Annotated in this window: 21 protein-coding genes; 6 read left to right on the top strand and 15 right to left on the bottom strand. The window is 56.5% G+C overall.

The genetic code is table 11. The annotated features are described in order from the left end of the window. Positions 1-6: 6 nt before the first annotated feature. From FHW16_RS08990 to FHW16_RS08965, 6 genes are all read right to left on the bottom strand, one after another. Positions 7-621 carry a CarD family transcriptional regulator gene (locus tag FHW16_RS08990; protein ID WP_182548718.1) on the bottom strand — a complete coding sequence of 205 codons (615 nt, stop codon included), beginning with the start codon at positions 619-621 and terminating at the stop codon, positions 7-9. A 352-nt stretch (positions 622-973) separates the two neighbouring features. Beyond that, complete coding sequence (gene fdxA, locus FHW16_RS08985) at positions 974-1312, bottom strand: ferredoxin FdxA (RefSeq protein ID WP_182548717.1); 339 nt, start codon at positions 1310-1312, stop codon at positions 974-976. A gap of 312 nt (positions 1313-1624) precedes the next feature. After that, positions 1625-2029, bottom strand: a complete 405-nt coding sequence (locus FHW16_RS08980) for an RNA-binding S4 domain-containing protein (protein ID WP_182548716.1) — start codon at positions 2027-2029, stop codon at positions 1625-1627. A 14-nt stretch (positions 2030-2043) separates the two neighbouring features. Further along, positions 2044-5106 (bottom strand): helicase-related protein, encoded by a 3063-nt coding sequence (locus FHW16_RS08975; protein ID WP_182548715.1) that lies wholly within the window; start codon positions 5104-5106, stop codon positions 2044-2046. Between the two features lie 681 nt (positions 5107-5787). Beyond that, on the bottom strand, positions 5788-6513 hold the full coding sequence (locus FHW16_RS08970; RefSeq protein WP_182548714.1) for a beta-ketoacyl-ACP reductase: 726 nt from the start codon (positions 6511-6513) through the stop codon (positions 5788-5790). Between the two features lie 133 nt (positions 6514-6646). Further along, positions 6647-7831: an acetyl-CoA C-acetyltransferase gene (locus FHW16_RS08965; RefSeq protein ID WP_182548713.1), complete on the bottom strand. Its 1185-nt coding sequence runs from the start codon at positions 7829-7831 to the stop codon at positions 6647-6649. 272 nt (positions 7832-8103) lie between these two features. Between FHW16_RS08965 and phaR the strand changes: the two genes are divergently transcribed. Both phaR and FHW16_RS08955 read left to right on the top strand, forming a co-directional pair. Beyond that, positions 8104-8715, top strand: coding sequence for a polyhydroxyalkanoate synthesis repressor PhaR (phaR, locus tag FHW16_RS08960; RefSeq protein WP_182548712.1), 612 nt, complete (start codon positions 8104-8106; stop codon positions 8713-8715). Between the two features lie 93 nt (positions 8716-8808). Beyond that, complete coding sequence (locus tag FHW16_RS08955) at positions 8809-9246, top strand: GlcG/HbpS family heme-binding protein (protein ID WP_182548711.1); 438 nt, start codon at positions 8809-8811, stop codon at positions 9244-9246. A gap of 42 nt (positions 9247-9288) precedes the next feature. Here FHW16_RS08955 and FHW16_RS08950 read toward each other — a convergent pair whose 3' ends face one another. Continuing rightward, positions 9289-10188 (bottom strand): LysR family transcriptional regulator, encoded by a 900-nt coding sequence (locus FHW16_RS08950; RefSeq protein ID WP_182548710.1) that lies wholly within the window; start codon positions 10186-10188, stop codon positions 9289-9291. A 123-nt stretch (positions 10189-10311) separates the two neighbouring features. Here FHW16_RS08950 and FHW16_RS08945 point away from each other — a divergent pair, with 123 nt between their 5' ends. Beyond that, a complete protein-coding gene (locus tag FHW16_RS08945; protein ID WP_182548709.1) occupies positions 10312-11826 on the top strand; it encodes an MFS transporter in 1515 nt (504 codons plus the stop codon). A gap of 63 nt (positions 11827-11889) precedes the next feature. Here FHW16_RS08945 and FHW16_RS08940 read toward each other — a convergent pair whose 3' ends face one another. The 3 genes from FHW16_RS08940 to mtgA form a co-directional block, all read right to left on the bottom strand. Then, positions 11890-12294 carry a hypothetical protein gene (locus FHW16_RS08940; RefSeq protein WP_182548708.1) on the bottom strand — a complete coding sequence of 135 codons (405 nt, stop codon included), beginning with the start codon at positions 12292-12294 and terminating at the stop codon, positions 11890-11892. A 154-nt stretch (positions 12295-12448) separates the two neighbouring features. Then, complete coding sequence (gene rpmF, locus FHW16_RS08935; RefSeq protein WP_008121851.1) at positions 12449-12631, bottom strand: 50S ribosomal protein L32; 183 nt, start codon at positions 12629-12631, stop codon at positions 12449-12451. 178 nt (positions 12632-12809) lie between these two features. Beyond that, positions 12810-13433 (bottom strand): monofunctional biosynthetic peptidoglycan transglycosylase, encoded by a 624-nt coding sequence (gene mtgA, locus FHW16_RS08930; protein ID WP_432652017.1) that lies wholly within the window; start codon positions 13431-13433, stop codon positions 12810-12812. 284 nt (positions 13434-13717) lie between these two features. Here mtgA and FHW16_RS08925 point away from each other — a divergent pair, with 284 nt between their 5' ends. Further along, the gene (locus FHW16_RS08925) at positions 13718-14635 is read left to right on the top strand and encodes a polyprenyl synthetase family protein (protein ID WP_432652016.1); all 918 of its coding nucleotides are present in this window, start codon (positions 13718-13720) and stop codon (positions 14633-14635) included. Between the two features lie 3 nt (positions 14636-14638). Here the strand turns inward: FHW16_RS08925 and ispG are convergent, their stop codons facing one another. After that, the gene (gene ispG / locus FHW16_RS08920; protein ID WP_210278038.1) at positions 14639-15895 is read right to left on the bottom strand and encodes a flavodoxin-dependent (E)-4-hydroxy-3-methylbut-2-enyl-diphosphate synthase; all 1257 of its coding nucleotides are present in this window, start codon (positions 15893-15895) and stop codon (positions 14639-14641) included. Between the two features lie 217 nt (positions 15896-16112). Between ispG and FHW16_RS08915 the strand changes: the two genes are divergently transcribed. Next, complete coding sequence (locus FHW16_RS08915; RefSeq protein ID WP_182548706.1) at positions 16113-16892, top strand: 3-hydroxybutyrate dehydrogenase; 780 nt, start codon at positions 16113-16115, stop codon at positions 16890-16892. Further along, positions 16892-18013 (top strand): patatin-like phospholipase family protein, encoded by a 1122-nt coding sequence (locus tag FHW16_RS08910; protein ID WP_182548705.1) that lies wholly within the window; start codon positions 16892-16894, stop codon positions 18011-18013. Before FHW16_RS08915 ends, FHW16_RS08910 begins: the two co-directional genes overlap by 1 nt. A gap of 47 nt (positions 18014-18060) precedes the next feature. On the opposite strand, the gene FHW16_RS08905 is transcribed toward FHW16_RS08910, so the two are convergent. From FHW16_RS08905 to FHW16_RS08890, 4 genes are all read right to left on the bottom strand, one after another. Next, the gene (locus FHW16_RS08905) at positions 18061-19239 is read right to left on the bottom strand and encodes an MFS transporter (protein WP_182548987.1); all 1179 of its coding nucleotides are present in this window, start codon (positions 19237-19239) and stop codon (positions 18061-18063) included. Between the two features lie 38 nt (positions 19240-19277). Next, positions 19278-20060, bottom strand: coding sequence for a DeoR/GlpR family DNA-binding transcription regulator (locus tag FHW16_RS08900; protein ID WP_182548704.1), 783 nt, complete (start codon positions 20058-20060; stop codon positions 19278-19280). Positions 20061-20445: 385 nt separating this feature from the next. Next, the gene (gene pyc / locus FHW16_RS08895) at positions 20446-23901 is read right to left on the bottom strand and encodes a pyruvate carboxylase (protein ID WP_182548703.1); all 3456 of its coding nucleotides are present in this window, start codon (positions 23899-23901) and stop codon (positions 20446-20448) included. A 171-nt stretch (positions 23902-24072) separates the two neighbouring features. After that, complete coding sequence (locus FHW16_RS08890; RefSeq protein WP_182548702.1) at positions 24073-25188, bottom strand: branched-chain amino acid ABC transporter substrate-binding protein; 1116 nt, start codon at positions 25186-25188, stop codon at positions 24073-24075. Between the last annotated feature and the right edge of the window lie 91 nt (positions 25189-25279).

Genomic DNA, 25279 nt, shown 5'->3' with positions numbered 1-25279 from the left:
CCGCTTTTATGCGGCTTCTTCCTGTTCGTCTTCAACGGCAATATCTGCATCGGCTTCGGCTTCAGCTTCGTCCGTCTTCGCGCCACGCTTGGGACCCTTGGCGAGATTGATTTCGATCAAACGGACGGCTTCGGTTTCCGACATCTTGTTAACGGCGGAAATTTCACGCGCCATCCGGTCGAGCGCTGCTTCATAAAGCTGGCGTTCGGAATAGGACTGCTCCGGCTGGTTGTCAGCACGGAAAAGATCGCGGACAACTTCCGAAATGGAAATCAGATCGCCCGAGTTGATCTTCGCATCATATTCCTGCGCACGGCGCGACCACATGGTGCGCTTGATACGGGCACGTCCCTGAACGACCTTCAGAGCACGTTCGACATAATCTGTTTCTGAGAGTTTGCGCATACCAATGGCGGTTGCTTTTGCAACCGGTACTTTCAAGCGCATTTTATCTTTTTGAAAGTCAATTACGAACAGTTCAAGCTTGTGGCCCGCAACTTCCTGTTCTTCAATATTGACGATCTGGCCTACACCATGAGCCGGATATACAATAAACTCACCCGTCTTGAATCCGATACGCTGGGCGGTCTTTTTCTGCGGAACTGCTGTCATGCGCTTCATTACTCCCTGCTGCGCCCGGCAAAACGCACCGGTTAAACCAATCACTGGAAACCGGAACCCGGTTTGTCGGCCGCCAATATTTTCACGCAAAGCAATCCGGACCAAACAGCAGGATAGGTCAAAACCAAATAACCTCAACCTGAACTGTTAAGTCCGGAAAAAATCTAGCCGATTGGTGATTTATGCTTTAGCGCCACGAAATTGACGTCCAATGATCAACATATCGCAGGACCATAACACGAAAAGTGATCAGAATCAACTTTTTGCTGCACAAGCTCAAACTAAACGCATTGCAAGACTTGATTTTCGGAGCAAATCAGTCTTGCGCATGACTGCGGTGCCTCAAATAAGTTTAGTCACCTTCGCCCGGCTCGGCAGAGAAGTACTTCTCGAGTTTACCGGTCACGCCGTCCATTTCCTTGGCATCGCCAGGCGCATCTTTTTTTGCCGAAATATTCGGCCATTTTTCCGAGTATTCCGAATTCAGCTGAAGCCAGCTGTCCAAACCCGGCTCAGTGTCCGGCTTGATGGCCTCGGCAGGGCATTCCGGCTCGCAGACACCACAGTCGATGCACTCATCCGGATGGATGACGAGCATGTTCTCACCTTCGTAAAAACAATCGACCGGGCAGACCTCAACGCAATCCATATATTTGCAGCGGATGCAATTGTCGGTCACAACATATGTCATTTACTGGCTCCTGAAGACACCATAGTCAGCGTGTCAGCGGTTGAGGTAACGATTTGGCACCGGCCTGACAAGAGGGGAAAAACGGACTGCGGCACCAGAACGCGGCCCGAAAAATCTCGACGTGCAAAAGGATTGTCTTCATCACATCAGGACCGAGCCATTGTTCAAGTCCGCAGAATGCCATTCATCGCATTGCGATGACCCGCCGACAAGCAACCATTGTCTTCCAATATAGGTATTTCGGAAATAATATTTTAGCCCGACCAACGATTTTAGAGATAATTTCGATATTTCCGTGTTTTTTATCGCAAACTAATCTTCGGAACCATCGTCCCGGCTCTTCATCAGCCTGTCCACTTCCCGCCGTTCGCGCTTGGTGGGGCGCCCGCTGCCGGCGTCACGCCTTGGCAGCAAATCCAGACGGCTCATAGCGTCTTTCGGTGGCGGTGGCGGAGAAATATCCTCATACAGCGTCCGCGCCTCTTCGGCGGGCCCGCGCCGGATACCGCCGGAAAGGACTTTATAGATCAGAATGCGCCGATCCAGCGTGATCGTCAGCACATCACCGGGTTTGACCCCGTGTGATGCCTGATCGATTTTATCCTTGTTAACCCGGACATTGCCACCCGACGCCAATTTTGCCGCGAGGGAACGGGATTTGACCACCCGCGCGAAAAACAGCCACTTGTCGATGCGCTGCCGGTCATTTCCCGTCATTTAGAGGCAAGATCTCACTTTTTCATCTGTTCCTTCAACGCCAGCAACTTGGCGAAAGGAGAATCCATGTCGATTTTGACCGGACGCTCTTCACGTTCAGGCCGCTTGCCATGCTGCTGGGGCTTACCGGAAGGCTTGCCGCCTTCCTGTTTGAAGCGGTCGCCGCCGCCAGGCTTGCCACCGCCCTTGCCCCGGAAATCCTTGCGCTCGCCACGCTCACCCTGTGGCCCGGCATTGCGATTGGGACGGCCGTCCTGCCGCTCTTCGCCCTGACTATTGCCATTGGCGTTGCGGGCCTGCGGTTCACGCTGATTCTCACGGCCACCCTGCGGGCGACGATTGTTGTTGCGGCCTTCGAAACGGGGAGCCTGACGCCACAGAAGGACCGGCTTGGGTGCTTCTTCGGCCACTGGAGCAACCTCGGCAACAGCCGCAGGCGCTTCTTCGACAGCCTCTACAGGCGCCGCGGCCTCGACAGCTGGCTTGGCAATCGGATCACCAACCGGTTCGGCAGCGGGAATGGATTTGGTGCTTTCCGGCGCAGCAACCCCTGCTTCCTGCGCAGCAGGTGCCTGTGCGACCGTATCGAGCTCGGCGACTTTGGCCGATACAACAGCCGCATCGGTTGCTTCCGACCGATATCCAAGGTTCTTGAGGATCTCTTCCATATCGTCGGCTGTCGCACCAAGAATGGACATCATGGCCGGTGTAACAACAAAACGGGTACCGTCATAAGCACCATCAGGCCGTGTTCCGGCGCCCGGTTTCCACGCCAGTGCCGGACGGATAAGGTCAGCCAGACGCTCGAGGATATCGATGCGCACGGCGCGGCGGCCGAGCAGCCGATAGCCACCGAGCCGGTAGAAGGCCGGGTCGAAGGCCGGATCGGTAACGACAGACGTGCGGCCTGCGGAAAGCACCTGAACCACGTCACCATAGCCCGGGCGATCCTTGGCATCTTCCTTCAGCGCCCACAGCAGCGTCAGGAGACCCGCAGGAGCGGGTTTGAGCAACGCGGGCAGGAAGACATGGTAAGCGCCGAAGCGCACGCCCAGACGGCGCAGGGCAGCGCGCGAATCCTGATCGAGACCCCGAACATCCTCGGCCACATCGCGGCGCTGCAACACGCCAAAATTTTCGACCAGCTGGAACGCCAGCCCCCGCGTGATCCCGACCAGCGCATCGGCGTTGGCAAGATCAACCAGCGGCTTGAGAACCGTATCCACATGATGGGCAAGGAAGCGGTCAACACGGGCAGCGACTTTGTCGCGTGCCGGTCCCGTCAACTGCTCATCGGCCAGAAGCACGGCGCGCGGCTTCAGCGGCTGTTCGCCTGAGACAACGGAGGCGACCGGAGCGCCGATCCAGCGCAACGTCCCGTCCGAGGCCAGAGCAAAGTCGCCATTCGCGGAAGCGGCGAAGCGCTCAGCGCGATTGTCGAACTCTGTCGCCAAGGCTTTTTGTGCAGCGGCCTTCACGGCTTTTGCATCGGTTCCATCAATCTGGCTGTCCGTCGTGAAACGGAATCCATCCAAACGTCCAACATGGTGCCCTTCGACAACAACGTCCCCGGCAGGGCTAATTTCGGCTTCTAGCATTGTATTCTCTCTCAGGCGCCTCATAAGCACGCTTGTCCTGCGGTCTACGAAGCGTTTCGTCAACCGTTCATGCAGTGCATCTGATAATCTGTCCTCAATTTCACGCGTCTTTTCTTGCCAATGTGCCTGATCTGCCAGCCATCCTGGCCGATGAGACACAAAAGTCCAAGTTCTGATCTGGGCGATCCGTCGCGACAAAGCATCGATATCGCCATCGGTCGTATCGGCCCGATGCACCTGTTCGCCCATGTAGGTTTCGTTCACATGACCATGTTCAACGAGATCTGTATAGATCGAAGCAATAATATCCGCATGCTGTGCCGGCGCAATTTTCCGGTAGTCAGGCAATGCACAGGCATCCCAGAGGAGCGCTACCCGTTCCGGCGTGTTGACCAGCGAGGCGATACCCGGATCTTTCGACAGATATTCAAGCGCTTGCTGGTCTACCGCTGGCAACGCGCGGGTCAGCCCTTCCACAGGTGCGGGTGTGTCGATCGACCGCTTCAGGGCATCAAGACTTGAAAAATCAAATCGGGCTGTACGCCACTGCAGAATCTTGACTGAATCGAAGGCGTGCGATTCCACCCGTTGCACCAACTCTTCCGAAAATCCCGAGACCTGTCCGGTGACACCGAACGTGCCATCGCGCAGATGCCGGCCGGCACGGCCGGCAATCTGGCCGATTTCACCTGGCGACAGATCACGGAACTGATAGCCATCAAACTTGCGATCCTGCGCGAAGGCCACATGGTCTACGTCGAGGTTGAGACCCATGCCGATCGCATCGGTCGCCACCAGATAATCCACATCACCCGATTGGTAGAGTTCCACCTGAGCATTGCGGGTACGCGGGCTCAAGGCACCCATGACAACAGCCGCACCACCGTTCTGGCGGCGGATCAGTTCGGCAATGGAATAGACTTCATCAGCCGCAAAGGCCACGATCGCAGTGCGGGGAGGCAGACGCGTGATCTTCTTCGAACCGGCATAGGTCAGGTTGGACAGGCGCGGGCGGGTGACGACGGAAATACCGCGTAGCAGCTTTTCCAGTATCCCGCGCATGGTGGCCGCGCCAAGCAGCAGCGTTTCCTGACGGCCGCGCAAGTGCAGGATGCGATCGGTAAAGATATGTCCGCGCTCCAGATCATTGGCGAGCTGGACCTCATCGATAGCGACGAAATCCACATCGGTCTGACGCGGCATGGCCTCGACAGTGCACACCGCATAACGCGCACCGGGTGGCATGATCTTTTCCTCGCCTGTTATCAGCGAGACATTGGCCAGCCCCACCCGCTCGGCGACACGGTTGTAAACTTCCCGCGCCAACAAGCGCAACGGCAGGCCGATCATGCCCGTCTGGTGCGCCAGCATCCGTTCAATAGCGAGATGGGTCTTGCCCGTGTTCGTCGGCCCCAGAACGGCGGTGACGTCACGACCGCTCAGGATCAGAGGAAGTTCGGGGGTAGGCATAAGGTTCATCAAAAATATCCAACACCGGCACGACGGCCTTACCAAAACCAGCAAGGCATGCCGGGCATGCACTATCCGATAGCATTATCGGTATCAGACAGAAAGTATGCGGCGACCTCAAGATAAACAATTGCGAACCGATTCACGGAGTGTTCCATTAAGAAATAGAACGCGAGCAGAACGAATCAGCGACGAATCAGCTCTAGGATCAGATTCCTGCTTTGTTCACGGCCACATCTAGCTTTTTGTGATACGAGCCGCACAAGATGCTGAATCGGCAATTGCAAGAATCATTCGAATCCGCTCCTCCGCATTAACCTTTGGGTTTTCCGGGTTTCATCGATGGACCAATGAAGTGCAGGATTTTCCCCGATTAAGAAAATCGTAATATTTCCTTACACTTAGTTAAGTTATCTGGCGCCGCGAGCAGCGATTTCATTAACACTCCGATCAAAGGCAGAACGAATCAGCGACGAATCAGCGCTTTATCCGTTTTCCCGTTTTGTTCACGGCTACATCTTGTGCATGAGAACGAGGAGTCGCACCAATCACCCCTCGCCGGAGGCCGAAATAGGACAAGATTCAGGATCCGCTGTTAACTTTTGGCCGCAAACTCTGGAATTGTTGTCCCGCAAAATGAAAACGCCGCCGGCCGTTTCCAGCCAGCGGCGTCTTTTGATTTGCGTCGGGTCAGCTGAAATATTGCCCGCCATTCGCGGATAATGTGGAGCCCGTGATGAATCCGGCGTCATCCGATGCAAGGAACACGACGCAGCGCGCAATTTCTTCCGGTTCACCCAAACGGCCGACCGGAATCTGCGGTATGATGCGCTCATTGAGCACTTTCTCATCAATCGCTCGCACCATTTCTGTACCTATATAACCCGGACAAATCGCGTTGACCGTAATACCGGCGCGTGCGCCTTCCTGGGCCAGTGCCTTGGTGAAACCAATGTCACCAGCCTTGGCTGCGGAATAATTGGCTTGCCCGGCCTGACCTTTTTGTCCGTTGATCGAGGAGATATTGATCACGCGGCCGAACTTGCGGTCACGCATGCCCGTCCATACCGGATGGGTCATATTGAAAAGGCCGGTCAGATTGGTATTGATCACTTCGCCCCATTGGCCTGGGGTCATTTTGTGAAACATGGCATCGCGGGTGATACCCGCATTATTCACCAGCACGGAAACAGGCCCGAGATCGGTCTCGATCTTGGCGATACCCGCCGCGCATTCCTCATAATTGGAAACGTCCCACTTATAAGTGGCAATGCCGGTTTTTTCCGTGAATTTCTTCGCCGCATCGTCATTGCCGGCGTAATTTGCCGCGACCTTGTAACCTGCCGCTTTCAGAGCCACGGATATGGCAGCGCCGATACCACGTGTTCCACCCGTAACAATTGCCGTTTTGGTCATATTTCCCCTCCCTAATTCATGTTGGATACAAAGTTAGTGTTATTGAAAAAGAGACGCGGCAGCAGCCTGGAAATTTAGTGCTGCCAAGACACCGGTCCGACAAAAAGCCGGACCGGGTCTGTTATTTTGCAGATCAGTCCTTTACGCGCTCAACACACAGGGCAATACCCATACCGCCGCCAATACAAAGTGTAGCAAGGCCCTTTGTGCCGTTGCGGCGCTTCAATTCGAAAAGCAGTGTGTTGAGAACGCGGGCACCCGATGCGCCGATCGGATGACCGATAGCGATGGCACCGCCATTGACATTGACGATATCAGGGTTGAGCCCGAGATCCTTGTTGACGGATAGCGCCTGTGCGGCAAACGCTTCATTGGCCTCCACCAGATCAAGGTCCTCCACCTTCCATCCGGCTTTTTCCAATGCCTTGCGTGATGCGGGAATTGGGCCAGTGCCCATGATTGAAGGATCAACACCCGCTGTTGCCCAGGACACAATGCGTGCCAGAGGCTTGACGTTGCGGCGTTTGGCTTCTTCCTCGCTCATGAGAACCACGGCAGCTGCGCCGTCGTTGAGACCCGATGCGTTGCCCGCCGTTACCGTGCCTTCCTTGTCGAAGGCAGGCTTCAATTTAGCGAGAGAGTCGAGTGTTGCACCGTGACGGATATATTCGTCGTCGGCCACGATGACATCACCCTTGCGGGACTTGACAGTAAACGGAACAATTTCATCCTTGAACTTGCCCGCCTTTTGCGCGGCTTCCGCTTTGTTCTGGGATCCAAGCGCAAACTTGTCCTGATCGTCGCGCGTGAACTGCCACTTGCGGGCAATGTTCTCGGCCGTATTGCCCATGTGATATCCATGGAACGCGTCCGTCAGGCCATCCTTGATCATCGTATCGATCATCTTGAAGTCGCCCATCTTCACGCCGCTGCGCAGATATGCGCAATGCGGCGCCATGGACATGGATTCCTGACCGCCGGCAACGATGATATCGGCATCCCCAGTCGCGATCTGCTGCATACCGAGCGCCACGGCGCGAAGGCCCGAACCGCAGAGCTGGTTCAGCCCCCATGCGGTAGCCTCCTGTGGAATGCCGGCTTCCATGGCCGCCTGACGAGCCGGGTTCTGGCCTTCACCGGCGCTGAGCACCTGCCCCATGATGACTTCATCGACATCAGCACCATCGACACCGGCGCGGCTCAGCACTTCCTTGATCACGGCCGCGCCCAGTTCATGCGCCGGGACATTGGCAAAAGCACCGTTGAACGAACCGACAGCCGTTCGCGCTGCACTGGCAATAACGATGGATTGGGTCATGGGCGTCTCCTTGTAATTGAATTGCTGAATTTATTCAGCTTGGTTTCCTGAACAGAATTCCCTCCCTGCGACGGTTTGACAAGGGGCATTCGCCGTGAAGGCAAATTTAACGCCTGCCGTGCAGGAAAAGACAGAATGATCTGCTCGATGGATGCGCTGCACAAATCACTTTGAATTGTGCCGCTTTGCCCCTATCCTCGCAGGCATATCAGTAAGCGGGCACGCAAATTCAGACCATTTGAGTCTGATGACATGAGTTGGGGAGTTCTCTGATGGCAGCAAAAACCGGCGACATCGTCATTAAAAAATATGCTAACCGGCGTCTCTACAATACCGGCACAAGCACCTACGTGACGCTGGAAGATCTCGCCGAGATGGTGAAGCGAAATGAGGATTTTACCGTTCAGGACGCCAAGACCGGAGAAGACATCACCCATTCCGTGCTGACCCAGATCATCTTCGAACTGGAAAACAAGGATGGGCAGAACATGCTGCCGATCCCGTTCCTGCGCCAGCTCATCGCCTATTACGGGGACCAGATGCAGGTGGTGCTGCCAACATTTCTCGAACAGTCCATGAGCGCCTTTGCCAAGGAACAGGAGCGCATGCGCGAACAGCTTTCCGCCGCCTTTGGCAAATCGCCGATCGACATGATGAACATCAGTGCGCCGGTCAAACTGGTTGAGGAGCAGGTGCGCCGTAATACGGAAATGCTGCAGCATGCGATGCGCATGTTCACACCTTTCCCGCTCAGCAAGACAGCCGGAGCAGCCGAGGTTGACGAAACGCCCGCCGCCGAATCCGCCAAGAAGGATACCGGGCTGGACGAACTGAAAGAACAGATCGCCGCCATGCAGCGCAAGCTCGATTCGCTCGACAAATAATCCAAGCCAATTTCAGCCAAGGCTAAAGCATCCGGCATTCGCCCGGATTGGCTTCTCTATACTGTAACAAGCACACGCGCCAAAGAGGACACCATGGCCCAACTTACACTCTCCAAAGCAAATACAATTATCAAAGCAGCACTTGCCAAGGGCACCGAGGCAGGCATGCGTCCGCTCTCCGTTGCCGTGCTCGATGCAGGCGGTCACCTCAAAGCTTTCCAGAAGCAGGATGGCGCTTCCATGCTGCGTTTCGAAATCGCTTTCGGCAAGGCATTCGGCGGCCTGACCATCGGTACGGGCTCGCGCACCGTTGAAAAGTTCGCCAAGGATCGCCCCCATTTTGTTGAAGGTCTGGTGGCGGCCTCGGGCGGACGTGTCATTCCGGTGGCGGGCGGCGTCCTCATCAAGAACGCGAAGGGGGAGATTCTTGGTGCGGTAGGCATCACCGGCGACACATCCGACAATGACGAGATTGCCGCCATTGCAGGCATTGAAGCTGCCGGTTTTACCGCTGACGGTGGCCAGAGCTGATCGCCAGGCTCGTCCATTCCGTCAGGGATGGCAGGCCAGCCTCTATAATCGCGTCCCGCTGAACAATCGGGGCGCGATAAAATCAACGAATACACGTAGCTTCGGCGACAGATGCCGGTTCGAGGGCCAGAGCACCCAGAACTGGCCGGTCTGAATCAGACAGTCGTCAAGCAAGGTCCGCAGCTCACCTGCCTTCACCGCATCGGCGACCAGAAAATCCGGCATGTAGGCGATGCCGAGACCGCGAACCGTTGCTCCATAGAGCGCTTCCATATTGTTGCAGACCAACGCCGGAGGAAGATGCAGACCAACACCATTGGCCGCCCCTCCTATAACCCAATCCTGCAATTTTCCGCTTGTCGGGAAACGATAGCGCAGACATGCGTGATGCTGCAGATCAGTCAACGCCTTGGGTATGCCTCGTCTGTCCAGATACTCCGATGACGCTGCCAGCACCTGCCGGAAAGGACCAAGACGGCGTGCCATCAATGACGAATCGGGCAGGTCGCCACTGCGGATCACCGCATCGAATCCCTCTTCAATCACATTGACCATCTGATCATTGAAATCGAGGTCAAGTTCGATCTCCGGATAGAGCTGCTCGAATTCCGGTAAGTGTGGCAGCAGAAAACGGTAGCCTATTGTCGGCAGGCTGACGCGTAAACGGCCGCGCGGCGCTTCCTTGGTCCGCGACAGCATGGATTCCGCATCATCAAGATCATCGACAATGCGGCGGCACCGTTCGTAAAAAAGTTGCCCTTCCTCGGTCAGGCTGATCCGCCGCGTGCTGCGCTGGAACAGCCTGATATCCAGTCTTTGCTCCAGTCGGGCAATTGTCTTTCCAACCGCCGAGGCGGACACGCCCAGCGAGCGGCCCGCCGCGACGAAACTCAGGGTTTCCGCGGTCCGGACAAAAGCGAAGAGGCCATTCAGATTGTCCATACACACCTATTAGAGAAATAATGTCCGCTATCTCAGGACATTCGTCCTGATTTTCAATGATTAAAGCCTGTGTATCATGAATTTTATCCAACTCCCTCTCACATTTGATATCGCAGGTGAAAAATGACTGCCCATACACGTCCGCACAGCACGGCCGAAAAACTGATGATATTGGCCGCTGTCTGTCTCGCTGCCCTGGCCATGCCGATCAGTTTTACTGGCCCCGCTGTCGCCCTTCCCTCCATTGCGCGCGCCCTCGGAGGCAGTCCGGTAGAGCTCAACTGGATCACCAATGCCTTCATGCTGGCCTTCGGCAGCAGCCTGATGGCAGCAGGCGCGCTCGCTGACAATTACGGACGCAAGCGCATTTTCCTTACCGGCCTTGTGCTCTTTGCTGTTTTCTCCCTTGCGCTGTCGCTCGTAACCAATCTGATCTGGTTCGACATATTGCGGGCTGCACAGGGCCTTGCCAGCGCCCTCGCTTTTTCCGGTGGCATGGCGGCGCTCGCCCAAGAATTCGATCGACATGAAAGAACGCGCGCCTTCAGCCTGATTGGCATCACCTTTGGCATCGGTCTGTCGTTCGGGCCTATTCTCTCAGGATTTCTGATCAGTCATTTTGGCTGGCAGGCCGCAATTCTCGTGACGGTGCCGATCACGGTTGTCGCCTTCTGCCTTGGCGCTTTCCGGCTGCGGGAATCCCGTGATCCGGACGCGCTCGGCATCGACTGGCCGGGCGCAATGAGCTTCACGCTCGCCCTGACGCTTCTCACATGCGGCATATTGCAGGCTCCTGATATCGGCTGGGGACACCCGCTCGTCGTCGGTATGCTTGTCGCTGCGCTGGTCGTCTTCGGTCTTTTTGCAGTGATTGAGCACTGCGTCGCCCGGCCGATGCTCGATCTAAGCTTGTTTCGCTATCCACGGTTCGTCGGCGTCCAGCTTCTGGCTGCCGCACCGGCCTACTCCTTTGTGGTTCTGCTGATTCTTCTGCCTATCCGTTACATCGGCGTCGAAGATTTCAGTGAAGTGCAGACCGGCCAGATGATGATTGCACTGTCGAGCCCCCTCCTCATTGTGCCGTTTCTTGCGGCTCTCCTCACCCGCTGGTTCTCGGCCGCAGTGTTGTGCAGTGTCGGCCTTCTTCTGTCAGCCGCCGGACTGTTCTGGCTCAGCCGCTGCATGCCGGGCCAGCCCGTGGAATTGACCGTTCCAGCACTGATGCTGATCGGCTTTGGCATCAGTCTGCCCTGGGGGCTGATGGACGGCCTCGCTGTCAGCGTCGTCCCAAAAGAACGGGCGGGCATGGCAACCGGGATTTTCAGCACCACGCGTATTGCCGGTGAAGGCATTGCCCTTGCCGTTGTCAGCGCTCTTTTCACAGCGCTTCTGAGCTGGAAGCTGGGTGCCGTGCTTCCCGTGGGTGTCGAAACCGCTCAGGCCGCTCAGAAAATAGCGACCGGCAATCTTGCTTCGGCTATGAGCCTTCTGGCTCCGGTCACCCGGGAGGCGGTTCTTCAGAGTTATGGCGACGCGTTCAGCCATCTCCTGCAAATTCTTGCGGAAATCACTGTCGTGACCGCATTCGCCATCTTTATCGTCATGCGCATACCGGACAGAGAAACAGCAACCGCCTGACAGGCAAAAGCAGACCCCGGCAGATGAAACCATCTGCCGGGGTTTTTGCATGTCAAATTTTCATTAGCGAAAGTTGACGTCGCGGCCGGCAGAACGAAGAGAGACGGTGAATCCGGCAAGAATATCGAAGAAAGCCATCGCCATCAGAATGAAAAACAGTGAATGCGAAGCACTGGGAACAAGCAGGAATTCCACCAGAAACGCCACGAACACGAAGGTCGACAGCAGGTGGTCAACCACCGAGGCATTGCTCGTGCGCGTTGACTTCATGATCTCGAAGAACAGGAGTGCCAGCGACAGGACAATCATCAGGTCGCCGAGCGTCATTCGCCAGATGCCCCCGGACAGCATCTGTACGGAATAGAGCTGCGTCGCCCAAGGGTCGGCACCGCCAACACCGGCCAATCCGGCAATCACCAGATTGAACACAATCAACGGAACAATCATCAAAGGAATGTTGGAAATCACGGCATTTGTCTCCCTAGTGGTCCGATTCTGACATTCGCATATTGCTCTTGATGTCAAATGGGATGCGAATGTCAAATTCGCTCCACGAAGCACCTCGCAAACAAAAAAGACCGGCACAAGGCCGGTCCTCTTTATCACGAAATTCAGGAAGGGATCAGCCTTCTTTCGGCGTCAGAACCTGACGGCCGCGATACATGCCGGTCTTCAGATCGACATGGTGCGGACGGCGCAGTTCGCCTGAATTCTTGTCTTCGACGTAAGTCGGGGCCTTCAGCGCGTCGGCGGAGCGGCGCATGCCGCGCTTCGACGGAGAAGTTTTTCTTTTAGGTACAGCCATTGTTCCTGCTCCAGTAATCAGTCAAAATCCGGCAGTGGCCCGATCGAGCCTGTCACAATGGACAAATTTCCGGAAAGTTCGGCTGGGGCTATACACGTCTTGAGAGCTTTTGACCAGCATGAGTCGCATATTTTTTGTCGCAAGGGCCGATATGCCAGGATTCATGCTGACTTGGTGTCTATTTGACACAACCAATATACGCACCGGCTCCACGTGCACGCCGTTCATTGAGCCTTGCAAGTGTTTGCAAACCACGCCCCGGCCGCGCCGGATTGCGCACGATGGGGTTGGGTAAAGTGACCGCAAGAAAAGCCGCCTGCCGCGGTGTCAGCCTTGCCGCGCTGACCTTGAAATGATGCTGAGCCGCAGCTTCGATGCCATAAATGCCCGGCCCCCACTCGGCAATATTCAGATAAATTTCCATAACCCGCCGTTTGGTGAGGATCAGGTCGGTCATCATCGCAAGCGGCATCTCCAATCCCTTGCGGATAAAAGACCGGCCATTCCACAGAAACAGATTCTTTGCAGCCTGCATTGTAATGGTCGATGCGCCGCGTGTCTGTTCGCCATCCATGGCATCCGACATAACCAGATTCATTTCATTCCAGTCGACGCCGGAATGAAAGCAGAACCGTGCATCTTCCGACATCATGACAGAGTGGACGAGTACCGGGGAAATCTCGTCCAGCGACACCCAGCGCCGGTCATATCCGGAGAATGTCGCGAGATCCTTCACCATCAATGTCGAGATCGGATGGACAAAGGGCAGCCGGTACAGGCTGAGCAGAACAACGGGAATCATGAACAGGATGATTCCTGCCAGTATCAGGTAACGCACGATACGCCCCAAAGGCGAGCCACCCGGACTGACCAGATAACCTCCACCTCTCTTGTTTTTGACGAGTACCCTTGCCACACCCACCGCCTGCGTTGAAAGCCCTTCATCGACATAGAGCAATGGCTATCCAAAGGGAACCATTTCCGTGTCTTTCCAGCCATGTTCACAGCGACATCACGGCAAAAATGCAAAAGGAACGTATCTAATCATTGACCCGGTGACGTTTTTTCGCTCATTGCCACATCATGATGACAGATCAAGGCTCCTCCCTGTTCCAGATTGCGTTGCAACAGCGTGCCGCTTCGGTGGAAATGCTTCTGGCCGACCTGCTATCCGATCGCCCGCACACTGGCGAAATCAGCCGCCCGCCCCGCCTGATGGCGGCCATGCGTCATGGTGTACTCAATGGCGGCAAGCGCCTTCGCCCCTTCCTCGTCATGGAAAGCGCGGCCCTTTTCGGCGCTGACACCCATGCGGCATTGCGGGTGGCAACAGCACTTGAATGCATTCACAGCTATTCGCTCGTCCACGACGACCTTCCCGCCATGGACAACGACGATATGCGCCGTGGCCAGCCAACGGTCCATCGCAAGTTCGACGAGGCGGCTGCCATTCTCGCCGGTGATAGCCTTCTGACCTATGCCTTCGAACTGATTGCGGCGGATGAAACGGAACTGGATGCCGGGGCAAAGGTTGCGCTGGTGACAGCGCTGGCGCGCGCTGCAGGCATCGGCGGCATGACCGGTGGTCAGACGCTTGATCTGGAAGCCGAGAAGATCAAACCTGATGAGGCGGGCATTATCCGCCTGCAAGCCATGAAGACAGGTGCCTTGATCCGCTTCGCCTGCGAGGCAGGCGCAATAGTCGGGAACGCCAGCCCCGGCGATCGGGAACGGCTTGCGGAATATGGCTCGGCAATCGGCCTTGCCTTCCAGCTGGCCGATGATCTGCTTGATGTCACCGCCGATGCTACCGATATGGGCAAGGCCACCGGCAAGGACGCCGCCGCCGGGAAGGCCACTCTGGTTTCCATGCATGGTATCGACTGGACGAAGCAACAGCTCAGCGGACTAGTAGCAGAAGCAGAAGAATTGCTCGCACCTTTCGGTGCCAAGGCATCCCTTCTGAGAGATGCCGCCCGGTTCATTGCCGACCGGCAGAGCTAGAAGTTATTCCGCAGCGTGCGAGCCTGCACCCTGCCCGAAACGGTTCTCGATATAATCAGCGACCATCTTCTGGAATTCCTTGGCGATACCAGCACCGCGCAGGGTGGCAACTTTCTTGCCATCGACAAAAACCGGAGCTGTCGGCGTCTCGCCTGTTCCCGGCAGCGAAATGCCGATATCGGCCATCTTGGACTCACCTGGTCCGTTGACAATACAGCCCATCACCGCAACGTTCAGCGCTTCAACACCGGGATATTTCTCACGCCAGACCGGCATGTTGTCGCGAATATCGCTCTGGATCGACTGCGCCAGTTCCTGAAACACCGTGGATGTCGTCCGTCCGCAACCGGGGCATGCCGCAACAATCGGGATGAACTGTCGGAAACCCATGGTCTGCAGCAATTCCTGCGCTACCTGCACTTCGCGTGTCCGGTCTCCGTTCGGCTCCGGTGTCAGCGATATGCGGATGGTGTCGCCGATACCCTGCTGCAAGAGAATGCCAAGAGCCGCCGACGAGGCGACAATACCCTTGGAACCCATGCCAGCCTCTGTAAGGCCAAGATGCAGCGCATGGTCACAGCGCCGAGCCAGTTCCGCATAAACGGCGATCAGATCCTGAACCTGACTGACTTTGGCGGAAAGGATGATTTTCGAGCGTGGCAGGCCGATTTCTTCCGCCAGTTGTGAGGAAATCAGCGCCGACTGCACAATGGCTTCACGCGTGACCTCTTCGGCGGTCAAAGGTGCACCGGCAGCGTGATTCTGGTCCATCAATGCCGTCAGCAGTTCCTGATCAAGAGAGCCCCAGTTGACGCCGATACGCACCGGCTTGTCATAGCGGATCGCCATTTCGATGATGGCACCGAACTGCGCGTCCTTCTTGTCCTTGAAGCCGACATTGCCCGGATTGATGCGATATTTCGCCAAGGCTTCGGCGCACGCCGGATGATCCGCCAGCAGTTTATGGCCGATATAATGGAAATCGCCGACCAGCGGCACCGACAGACCCAATCGGTCCAGTCTCTCGCGGATTTTCGGCACTGCTGCCGCCGATTCATCCCGGTCAACGGTGATACGGACAATCTGCGATCCTGCACGCGAAAGTGCTGCCACCTGCGCAACAGTACCGTCTACATCGGCCGTATCCGTATTGGTCATCGACTGCACCACGACAGGCGCGCCTCCGCCAACCATGACCCCGCCCACGTCGACGCCAACAGAGGCGCGGCGGGCAAAGGGTTGCGAATAATAGTCAGACATCGTCAAACTCCAGATATTCCCCTCACGTGGCGCAGGGAATGCTTTGTGTCAACACCATGTGACATTAACGCGGCAAATTCAAAGCAAATGCTCTTGCCGATCACGCCAGAGTGAACCGCATGACAAAGTGTTCACGTTCCAAAGCTGGTAATTTTGCTGCAATGCAATATATTCCACACGCCTTCAACACGGTTGTTTACACCAAAGGAAATATCTCATGGCCAAGAAAACCGCAGTCGTTACAGGTTCCAATTCAGGCATCGGATTGGGTTCCGCCCACGCGCTCGCCGCGGCGGGTTACAATGTAGTGATCAATTCCTTCACCGACCGCCCGGAAGACCACGATCTGGCCAAGGAGATTGCCGCCAAGCATTCCACCGGTGTTGCCTATATCAAGGCAGACATGTCCAAGGGTGATGAATGCCGTGCCCTGATCGATCAGGCCGCCGCAACATTCGGCAGTGTCGATGTGCTGGTCAACAATGCCGGCATCCAGTTTGTCGCGCCGGTTGACGAGTTTCCGACCGAAAAATGGGATGCGATCATCGCCATCAACCTGACATCGGCGTTCCACACCACTGCCGCCGCTCTTCCTTATATGAAAAAAGCCGGATGGGGCCGCATTATCAATATTGCTTCGGCCCACGGCCTGCGCGCATCGCCGTTCAAATCCGCCTATGTTGCGGCCAAGCACGGCGTTCTCGGCCTGACCAAGACAGTTGCGCTGGAAGTTGCCGAGAAACACATCACCAGCAACGCCATCTGCCCGGGCTATGTTCTGACGCCGCTTGTCGAGGCACAGATCCCCGACCAGATGAAGGCCCACAACATGGACCGTGAAACGGTCATCCGCGAAGTCATGCTCGACAAGCAGGCGACAAAAGAATTTGCAACCGTTGACCAGATCGGCGCAACGGTCGTGTTCCTTGCCAGTGATGCGGCCGCACAGATCACCGGAACGTCCATTTCTGTCGACGGCGGCTGGACTGCCCAGTAATGAATCACAAACCGAAAGCCATCAACATCGCGCTGCAGGGCGGCGGCTCCCACGGCGCCTTCACCTGGGGCGTGCTGGATCGCATCCTTGAGGATGGCCGTCTGACCATCGAAGGCATTTCCGGGACCAGCGCTGGTGCCATGAATGCTGTGGCTCTGGCCGACGGCTGGAGCCGCAATGGCCGGGAGGGCGCCCGCGAGAAACTGCAGGAGTTCTGGCGGGCCGTCGCGCGCAGCGGGCAGTTCAGCCCGGTTCAACGCACACCCTGGGACCGGTTTTTCGGCAACTGGTCAGTGGAAAACGGCATCGGCTATAATTTCTTTGAACAGATGTCGCGGATGTTTTCACCCTATGAAATCAATCCCCTCAACCTCAATCCCTTGCGCGATGTGGTGGACAGGGAGATTGATTTCGATCGGGTAAGGACGTGCTCGGACCTGAAACTGTTCATCTCGGCAACCAATGTGGAAAGCGGGCGACTGCGGGTGTTCTCGCAGTCCGAGCTTAATGCTGACGTGGTGATGGCATCCGCGTGCCTACCCTATATTTTTCAGGCAGTAGAAATCGAGGGCGAGCCTTACTGGGATGGCGGTTACGGCGGCAATCCGGCACTCTATCCCTTCTTCTATTCGACCAAGAGCGAGGATCTGCTGCTGATCCAGATCAACCCGATCGAGCGGCGCGGCGCGCCAAAGACGGCACGGGAAATCACCGATCGTATAGACGAGATCACGTTCAATGCGGCGCTCTTGCGCGAATTTCGTTCAATAGCCTTCGTCAATTCGCTGATCGACGCAGGTCGGATCGAGCATGGTGAGTACAAGCATATCCGCATGCACCGCATCGATGCCGATGTGGCGCTGGCTGGCCTTGCTGCCTCGTCTAAAATCAATGCGGAATGGGCGTTCCTCGAATATCTGCGCGACCTTGGTCAGGCCGCCGCCGACGACTGGCTCGAAGAGCATTTAGATGCGGTGGGCGAGCACGCCACACTCGATCTGTCTGGAGAGCTTTCACCCGAAATGAACGTTGGTCTCAATGCCAAAAAGACAGGACGGCGGGTGGCAGACTTCCTGCTGCAACGCAAAAAGCCAGCCGTAGCAGCACGTCGCCGGGCATAGAAAGTACCGGCCGGCCGAAGAGCCGGCCACTCTAGTGCTTGTGATTGTCAGCTTTCAGAATTTTCGCTTCTGTCAGCGCTCGCTGCAAGATTGGCCATCAGGAAGACCACAATGAGCAGGCAGGCGAGCACCATATAGACCGAAGCAAATCCCGTACGCCCACCCACAAAGCCGATGGCCGACGGCGCAACGAGAATACCGGAATAACCCATCAGCGTAACAAGGCTGAGAGCGACGCCTGAGGACGTGCCCTTCTGGTTGCCTGCAGCCGAGAAGGCAATGGGCACCATATTGGCAATCCCCAGACCAGAAAACGCGAAAGCCAGAATGGCTATCCACGGGCTCGGTGCAAGGCTCGCGACCAGCATGCCGGACGCGCCGATCAGCGCGGAAACACGCAATGTCTTCACTGCGCCAAACCGGTTCCGCACACCGTCACCCAGAAAACGCATGACCGACATGGTTCCGGAGAATGCAGCGAATGCAAACCCCGCCGTGGCAATATCAGCGCCGCGTTCCTGTTTGAGATAGAGTGCGGCCCAATCGAGAACGGAACCTTCCGGAACCATGGAGAATAGGGCCATGATGCCGATCAGATAGATCAGAGGATTGGTCGGAAAGGCCAGTTTGCCTTTCTTCTCATGTACGACCGGCGCATCTTCGGTGATCATGTAGCGAAAGGCGGCAAGGCCCAGCACAACAGCAATGCCGGTAACGACGGCCGCATGAACCAGATGGCCCTGTGCTTCGATCAACAGGCCGCCAAGCGCGCCGCCAGCGAAGCCGCCAAGACTCCAGAAACCGTGTGAGGACGACATCACGGCGCGCGACAGCTTCTTCTCGACCTCCACGGCATTGGCATTCATGGCCACATCCATGCCGCCAATGACGGCACCAAAGAGAAACAATGCAGGCGCCGCAATATAGACATTCGGAGCCAGGGCCACCAGCAGCAGGGAAAAACTGCAGAAGATGGCGAACCCTTGGACCACCGCCCGAGAACCATACCTGCCGATGAGGTAGCCGCACCAGGGCATCGCCGCCAGAGCTCCCATACCAAAGACCAGAATCATCAGACCAAGCGTAAATTCGCTGATATGCAGGCGGGACATGAACACGGGAATCTGTGGCGCCCAGCTGCCGATCAGAAAACCGTTGAAGAAGAAGGCGCAGGCAACCGCCCAGCGGCCGTAGACGGCTTTCTTCCTGTAGACAGAGGCATCCATAGTTTTATCACCAGCTTGAATTTCGGACAGAATGGACATTATGCATCACCATTGTCGGCGACGATGACTTCGACACCAGCCGCCCGCACCTGCTCCACAATCAAAGGATCGGCCGTTCTGTCGGTGACGAGCGTGGATATGGTCGAGATGGGCGCTATGGCAAAGGGTGCCTGCTTCAACAGTTTTTCCGCAGTGGCGAGCAGCAGGACCTCATTGCTTGCCTTGCACATTGCCAGTTTCAGATGCGCATCCTCGTAATTTTCGGCGCGCAGTATGAGGCTCTCGTCAATGGCACAGGCCCCCAGCACGCAATAATCGACATGCATGAGCTGCACTTCGGCAAGGGGCGATTGCCCGATGACGCTGCGGGTGAAACGGTTCAACGTGCCCCCCAGGAGAATAACCTCGCACAGGGGATGGTCGAGCGCAGCCGAGGCGATATCCGGCGAACTTGTGATGATGCGCGTTTGCAGGTTGACCGGCAGGGCACGCACAAACTCAAGCACTGTCGTGCTCGAATCCAGCAGCATGGTCGAATTCGGCGTGATACGTTCAGCTGCCGCCGCGGCAACTGCTTTTTTCCCAACGGTTTCATCCTTCGCGCGCTGCTGAAAGGTCCGGAAACTGGAACTGCTGCGCGCGGCACCGCCATGAAAGCGCTGGACAAGCCCCGCCTCCGACAGTTCACGCAGGTCCCGGCGTATGGAATCTTCCGAAACACCGAACTCCGTCGCAACCGCATTCGCCAGAACGCGACCGGATTCATTGACCCGTTTAAGGATCATGCTCTTCCGTTCATCCGGTGACAGGTCTTTTGTCATTGTGGAGATCTCTGCATCGCGCGCATTCCATGGCAACCACAGAACGTCAATGACGCAACTATACTTCTCATATATGCATTATTCAATGCCTGTTTATGCCGATATGCGCACAATCGGGCGCACTCATGTTACATCAGCTGATCGATATGACCTTCGTGCGTGGTTCGTGGTTCGACAAGCTCACCATGAGGGAGAGCGGTGCCGCAATGCTAATCGGAAACATTGCAGAATGTAGCCCCCTGCAATCCTCACTCTCCCTCATGGTGAGCTTGCCGAACCACGAACCACGCACAAAGGAAATTGCAGTCAACACATCAGCAGCATCATCGAGTCCTGAGATTCAGCCCAAGATCACGAAGAGGCCAGCGATGCAGACAAATGGCGCCTACTCATAAACCGCGAGCAGGTCCTTTGCATCGATCTGATCACCGGCGCGGACTAGAATTTCAGCAAGCGTCCCGTCCCGTTCGGCGCGCAGCGCGGTTTCCATTTTCATGGCTTCGATCGACAAAAGCACATCGCCCGCATTGACCTTCTGGCCGACAGAAACGCCCACCGTCGAGACGATACCCGGCATGGGGGCGCCAACGTGTTTGTCATTGGCAAGCTCGGCTTTGCGCCGCACCCCAGCGCCGCTGGCACGGGTACGATCCGGTACCTTCACACGGCGCGGTTGGCCGTTCATCTCGAAGAACACCGTAACCATGCCCTTCTCATCGGGTTCGCCCACCGCCTGATTGCGCACCACCAGCGTCTTGCCGCGCTCGATTGTGAGGAACACTTCCTCTTCCTGCGCCAGCCCGTAGAAATAGACATGGGTGGGCAGCACACTGGTCGGACCGTAGGTGCCATGGGTAACGGCAAAGTCGGTGAAGACCTTGGGGTACATCAAATAGGAGGCAAATTCCTGATCACTGATCTTGCGCTCCAGTTTCTCTTCAATGTCCTTGCGCTCTGTGACGAGGTCGGCAGGCGCCAGCAGTGAACCGGGCCGGTCGGTAAAGGGCTTCTCATCCTTCAGAATCTTTTTCTGAATATCCTTCGGCCAACCCTTCGGCGGTTGCCCGAGATCACCGCGCATCATCGACACAACCGATTCCGGGAAGGAAATATCCTTGTCCGGGTCCTTCACATCGGCAACGGAGAGATCCTGGCTTACCATCATCAGCGCCATGTCACCGACAACCTTGGATGAGGGCGTTACCTTGACGATATCACCGAACATCTGATTGACGTCGGCATAGGCCTGCGCCACTTCATGCCAGCGTGTTTCAAGGCCGAGCGAGCGTGCCTGTTCCTTCAGATTGGTGAACTGACCACCCGGCATCTCGTGCAGATAAACTTCCGATGCCGGTCCCTTCAGATCGCTCTCGAACGCCGCATATTGCGTGCGAACGGCCTCCCAATAGAACGAGATGCGGCGGATCCATTCCGGATCAAGCCCAGGATCGCGTTCGGTGCCCTTGAGAGCTTCGACAATCGAACCAAGACAGGGCTGCGAGGTATTGCCGGAGAGAGCATCCATCGCCGCATCGACCACATCAACACCCGCATCCACAGCTGCAAGCACGGTCGCGGCAGCAATGCCCGACGTGTCATGGGTATGGAAATGCAGCGGCAGGTCCGTTGCCTCGCGCAGGGCCTTGAACAGCACCTTGGCAGCGGACGGCTTTAACAGGCCGGCCATGTCCTTGATGCAGATGATATGCGCACCGGCTTTCTCCACCTGCTGCGCCAGATCGATATAATATTTCAGGTCATATTGCGGGCGGGCTGAATTCAGGATGTCGCCGGTGTAGCAGATGGCTGCCTCGCACAGCTTGTTCTCTTCCAGCACCGCATCCATGGTCACGCGCATGTTCTCGACCCAGTTGAGACTGTCAAACACACGGAATACATCGACACCGCCCCGTGCCGCCTGCTGCACGAAATATTTGACCACATTGTCCGGGTAACTCTTGTAACCAACACCATTGGCACCGCGCAAAAGCATCTGCAGCAGGATGTTCGGCGCTGCTTCACGCACTTCCGCCAGCCGTTCCCACGGATCTTCCGTCAGGAAGCGCATGGACACGTCGAACGTCGCCCCGCCCCAGCATTCCAGCGAGAACAGCTGCGGCAGAGCCCGCGCGTAGGTATCAGCAACCCGGGCAATGTCAAAAGTGCGCATACGCGTTGCCAGCAAAGACTGGTGGCCGTCGCGCATGGTGGTATCAGTGAAGAGAGCGCGCCTTTCATTGCGCATCCATTCGCTAAACTTCTTCGGACCAAGCTGGTCGAAAAGCTGCTTGGTACCATCCGGAATTGGCGTTTCAATGAAAGGGACACGCGGCAGCGCTGCTTCCGCCGGCGGCGTCGCACGCCCCTTGGTTTCCGGATGGCCATTGACCGTCACATCGGCCAGATAGGTCAGAAGCTTGGTAGCCCGGTCCTGCCGCTTTACCTGCTCGAACAGTTCCGGTGTCGTGTCAATAAATTTGGTGGTGTAGCTGTTATCCGTAAACTTCGGATGCGTGATGATGGCTTCGAGGAAGGTCAGGTTTGTTGCCACGCCGCGGATACGGAACTCACGCAGCGCGCGGTGCATGCGGTGGATGGTTTCTTCGGCGGTTGGCGACCATGCGGTGATTTTTTCCAGCAACGGATCGTAGAACCGAGTGATCACCGCACCGGAATAGGCTGTGCCGCCGTCCAAACGAATGCCAAAGCCCGTCGCGCCGCGATAGGCAGTAATACGGCCATAATCCGGAATGAAGTTCTGTTCAGGATCTTCGGTGGTGATACGGCACTGCAGGGCGTGGCCGTTCAGCTTGATGTCCTTCTGGGCCGGAACACCGGATTCAGGTGTGCCGATCGTCGCGCCTTCGAGGATACGGATCTGAGCCTTGACGATGTCGATACCGGTGACTTCCTCGGTCACCGTGTGTTCCACCTGAATACGCGGATTCACTTCGATGAAGTAGAACTGGTTCGTGTCGGAATCCATCAGGAATTCGATGGTGCCCGCACCGATATAGGCGGTTTCCTTGGCGATCTTCAGGCCGTAGTCCGAAATCTCCTTACGCTGAGCCTCGTTGAGATAGGGCGCGGGTGCCCGCTCCACCACTTTCTGATTGCGGCGCTGGATCGAGCAATCGCGTTCAAACAGGTGCACCGCATTGCCATGGGTGTCGCCGAGAATCTGCACCTCGACATGGCGTGCGCGCTGTACCAGTTTTTCCAGATAAACCTCATCCTTACCGAACGCCGCCTTGGCTTCGCGCTTGCCCTCGGTTACCTCGCGGGCAATATCTTCAGGCGAGAAGATGGCACGCATACCGCGTCCGCCGCCACCCCATGATGCTTTCAGCATGACGGGATAGCCGATGGTTTCGGCAAGCTTCTTCACTTCGTCCATATTGTCCGGCAGCGGCTCTGTCGCCGGCACCACGGGAACACCGATTTCAATGGCGAGATTGCGCGCGGCAACCTTATTGCCAAGGCGGCGCATGGTTTCCGGCTTTGGTCCGATGAAAATGATCCCGGCTTCACCACAGGCTTCGGCAAATTCGGGGCTTTCGGACAGCAGGCCATAACCCGGATGAATGGCATCGGCACCAGACAGCCTTGCCACGCGGATGATTTCCTCGATCGACAGATAGCTTTCGATCGGTCCCATATCCTTGGCAAGATGCGGTCCACGTCCAACCTGATAGGATTCGTCCGCTTTGAAACGGTGCAGCGCCAGCTTGTCTTCCTCTGCCCATATCGCCACGGTTTTCATGCCGAGTTCGTTGGCGGCACGGAAAACACGGATGGCGATTTCTGATCGATTGGCGACGAGGATTTTCTTGATAGGCAAGGCGAAAACTCCGAAATCTCATAGAGACAATATGAGCGGTAAAACCCAATTGGCGGGGCGATTGCTGCACTGCAAACAATACATATTGATCACAAGAAGGTGAAATGTCCAACGGCAAAATGCCCCACTTCAGGGGGGGGGAGATTTCACTGATTGTGTCAGTTCGAAAGCTTATTGCTGGAAGTAGGTATATTTGCCATCCGGTCCCTTTTTCCATTCATACATGACATAGCCGGGAAACTTCGGATCCCCCTTCTCGTCAAAGGCAAGATCACCCAGAACAGTCTTGAACGGGCCGTCCGATTTAAGTGCCTTGGCAACTGTTTCCGGATCATTCGACTTGGCTGCCGTGGCCGCTGCGGCGATCGCCTGAGCTGCACCATAGGTGTAGAGCGTAAAAGCTTCCGGTTCGAAGCCGCTCGCCCGGAACTTCTTAACCAGCTCATCATTGGCAGAATTGTTGCGGGGATCAGGTCCGAATGTGTTAAGCGTGCCTGCAATGGCGTCGCCGGCAATCGCCGCCAGTTCATTGGAAACGATGGCTGCGCCAGACATGAACTGTACTTTCAGGCCCTGATCGGCAAGCTGTCGGATGATCAGACCGGCTTCCGTATGGAGACCACCCCAGTACAGCAGTGTGACCCCATTCTCCTTGGCTTTGGCGATAAGGGCCGAATAGTCCTTGTCTCCGGCATGCACGCCCTCGAACATCACTTCCGTGATGCCATTGGCATTGAGGGCCTTCTTTGTCTCGTTGGCAAGCCCCTCGCCGTAGGGTGTCTTGTCGTGGACGATCGCAACCTTGGCATCTTTGAAATGTGCAGCAATATAGGCACCTGCAACCACTCCCTGCTGGTCATCTCGCCCGCAGATGCGGAAGGCGTTCCATAATCCGCGCTCGGTAAACTGCGGATTGGTCGATGCCGGCGTCAGCTGGAGAATGCCATTCTCGGCATAGACATCGGAGGCGGGAATGGACACGCCGGAATTGTAATGCCCGATGACGAACTTGACACCGTCTGCCGCGAACTTGTTAGCGACGGAAACGCCCTGCTTCGGATCGGATGCATCGTCACCAAAGGTCAGTTTGACCTTTTCGCCATTGATACCGCCAGCCGCATTGATCTCGTCGAATGCCATTTCCGCACCCCGGCGCATCTGCGCCCCAAAAGCCGCATTCGGGCCGGTCAACGGCGCACCGATACCGACAAGAATATCCGCCTGGGCCTGGCTGCCCAGCATGAAGGCAATAGCGAGCACAACACCCGACAGTGACACTGATTTCATTGAATGGTTCCCCTGCGTCTGCACATAAGCCGCATCAAAAGAAAAGGTGAAATGCCGAGGCAGCACAATGCTTGCTGCAATGCACAACGCA

This window comes from Phyllobacterium myrsinacearum, from assembly GCF_014138285.1.
GTDB lineage: Bacteria > Pseudomonadota > Alphaproteobacteria > Rhizobiales > Rhizobiaceae > Phyllobacterium > Phyllobacterium myrsinacearum_A.
Note: the sequence above shows the minus strand (reverse complement) of the source record. Positions and strands in the feature narration are given on the sequence as shown.

Excerpts from the sequence above, each read along its gene's own strand:
- rpmF (WP_008121851.1), bottom strand. The coding sequence starts at position 12,631 with ATGGCTGTACCTAAAAGAAAAACTTCTCCGTCGAAGCGCGGCATGCGC.
- FHW16_RS08890 (WP_182548702.1), bottom strand. The coding sequence starts at position 25,188 with ATGAAATCAGTGTCACTGTCGGGTGTTGTGCTCGCTATTGCCTTCATG.
- FHW16_RS08905 (WP_182548987.1), bottom strand. The coding sequence starts at position 19,239 with ATGGATGCCTCTGTCTACAGGAAGAAAGCCGTCTACGGCCGCTGGGCG.
- FHW16_RS08950 (WP_182548710.1), bottom strand. The coding sequence starts at position 10,188 with ATGGACAATCTGAATGGCCTCTTCGCTTTTGTCCGGACCGCGGAAACC.
- fdxA (WP_182548717.1), bottom strand. The coding sequence starts at position 1,312 with ATGACATATGTTGTGACCGACAATTGCATCCGCTGCAAATATATGGAT.
- FHW16_RS08975 (WP_182548715.1), bottom strand. The coding sequence starts at position 5,106 with ATGAACCTTATGCCTACCCCCGAACTTCCTCTGATCCTGAGCGGTCGT.
- FHW16_RS08915 (WP_182548706.1), top strand. The coding sequence starts at position 16,113 with ATGGCCAAGAAAACCGCAGTCGTTACAGGTTCCAATTCAGGCATCGGA.
- FHW16_RS08970 (WP_182548714.1), bottom strand. The coding sequence starts at position 6,513 with ATGACCAAAACGGCAATTGTTACGGGTGGAACACGTGGTATCGGCGCT.
- FHW16_RS08925 (WP_432652016.1), top strand. The coding sequence starts at position 13,718 with ATGACAGATCAAGGCTCCTCCCTGTTCCAGATTGCGTTGCAACAGCGT.
- FHW16_RS08955 (WP_182548711.1), top strand. The coding sequence starts at position 8,809 with ATGGCCCAACTTACACTCTCCAAAGCAAATACAATTATCAAAGCAGCA.
- phaR (WP_182548712.1), top strand. The coding sequence starts at position 8,104 with ATGGCAGCAAAAACCGGCGACATCGTCATTAAAAAATATGCTAACCGG.
- FHW16_RS08910 (WP_182548705.1), top strand. The coding sequence starts at position 16,892 with ATGAATCACAAACCGAAAGCCATCAACATCGCGCTGCAGGGCGGCGGC.
- FHW16_RS08990 (WP_182548718.1), bottom strand. The coding sequence starts at position 621 with ATGAAGCGCATGACAGCAGTTCCGCAGAAAAAGACCGCCCAGCGTATC.
- mtgA (WP_432652017.1), bottom strand. The coding sequence starts at position 13,433 with ATGATTCCCGTTGTTCTGCTCAGCCTGTACCGGCTGCCCTTTGTCCAT.
- FHW16_RS08900 (WP_182548704.1), bottom strand. The coding sequence starts at position 20,060 with ATGACAAAAGACCTGTCACCGGATGAACGGAAGAGCATGATCCTTAAA.
- FHW16_RS08965 (WP_182548713.1), bottom strand. The coding sequence starts at position 7,831 with ATGACCCAATCCATCGTTATTGCCAGTGCAGCGCGAACGGCTGTCGGT.
- ispG (WP_210278038.1), bottom strand. The coding sequence starts at position 15,895 with ATGTCTGACTATTATTCGCAACCCTTTGCCCGCCGCGCCTCTGTTGGC.
- FHW16_RS08945 (WP_182548709.1), top strand. The coding sequence starts at position 10,312 with ATGACTGCCCATACACGTCCGCACAGCACGGCCGAAAAACTGATGATA.
- FHW16_RS08980 (WP_182548716.1), bottom strand. The coding sequence starts at position 2,029 with ATGACGGGAAATGACCGGCAGCGCATCGACAAGTGGCTGTTTTTCGCG.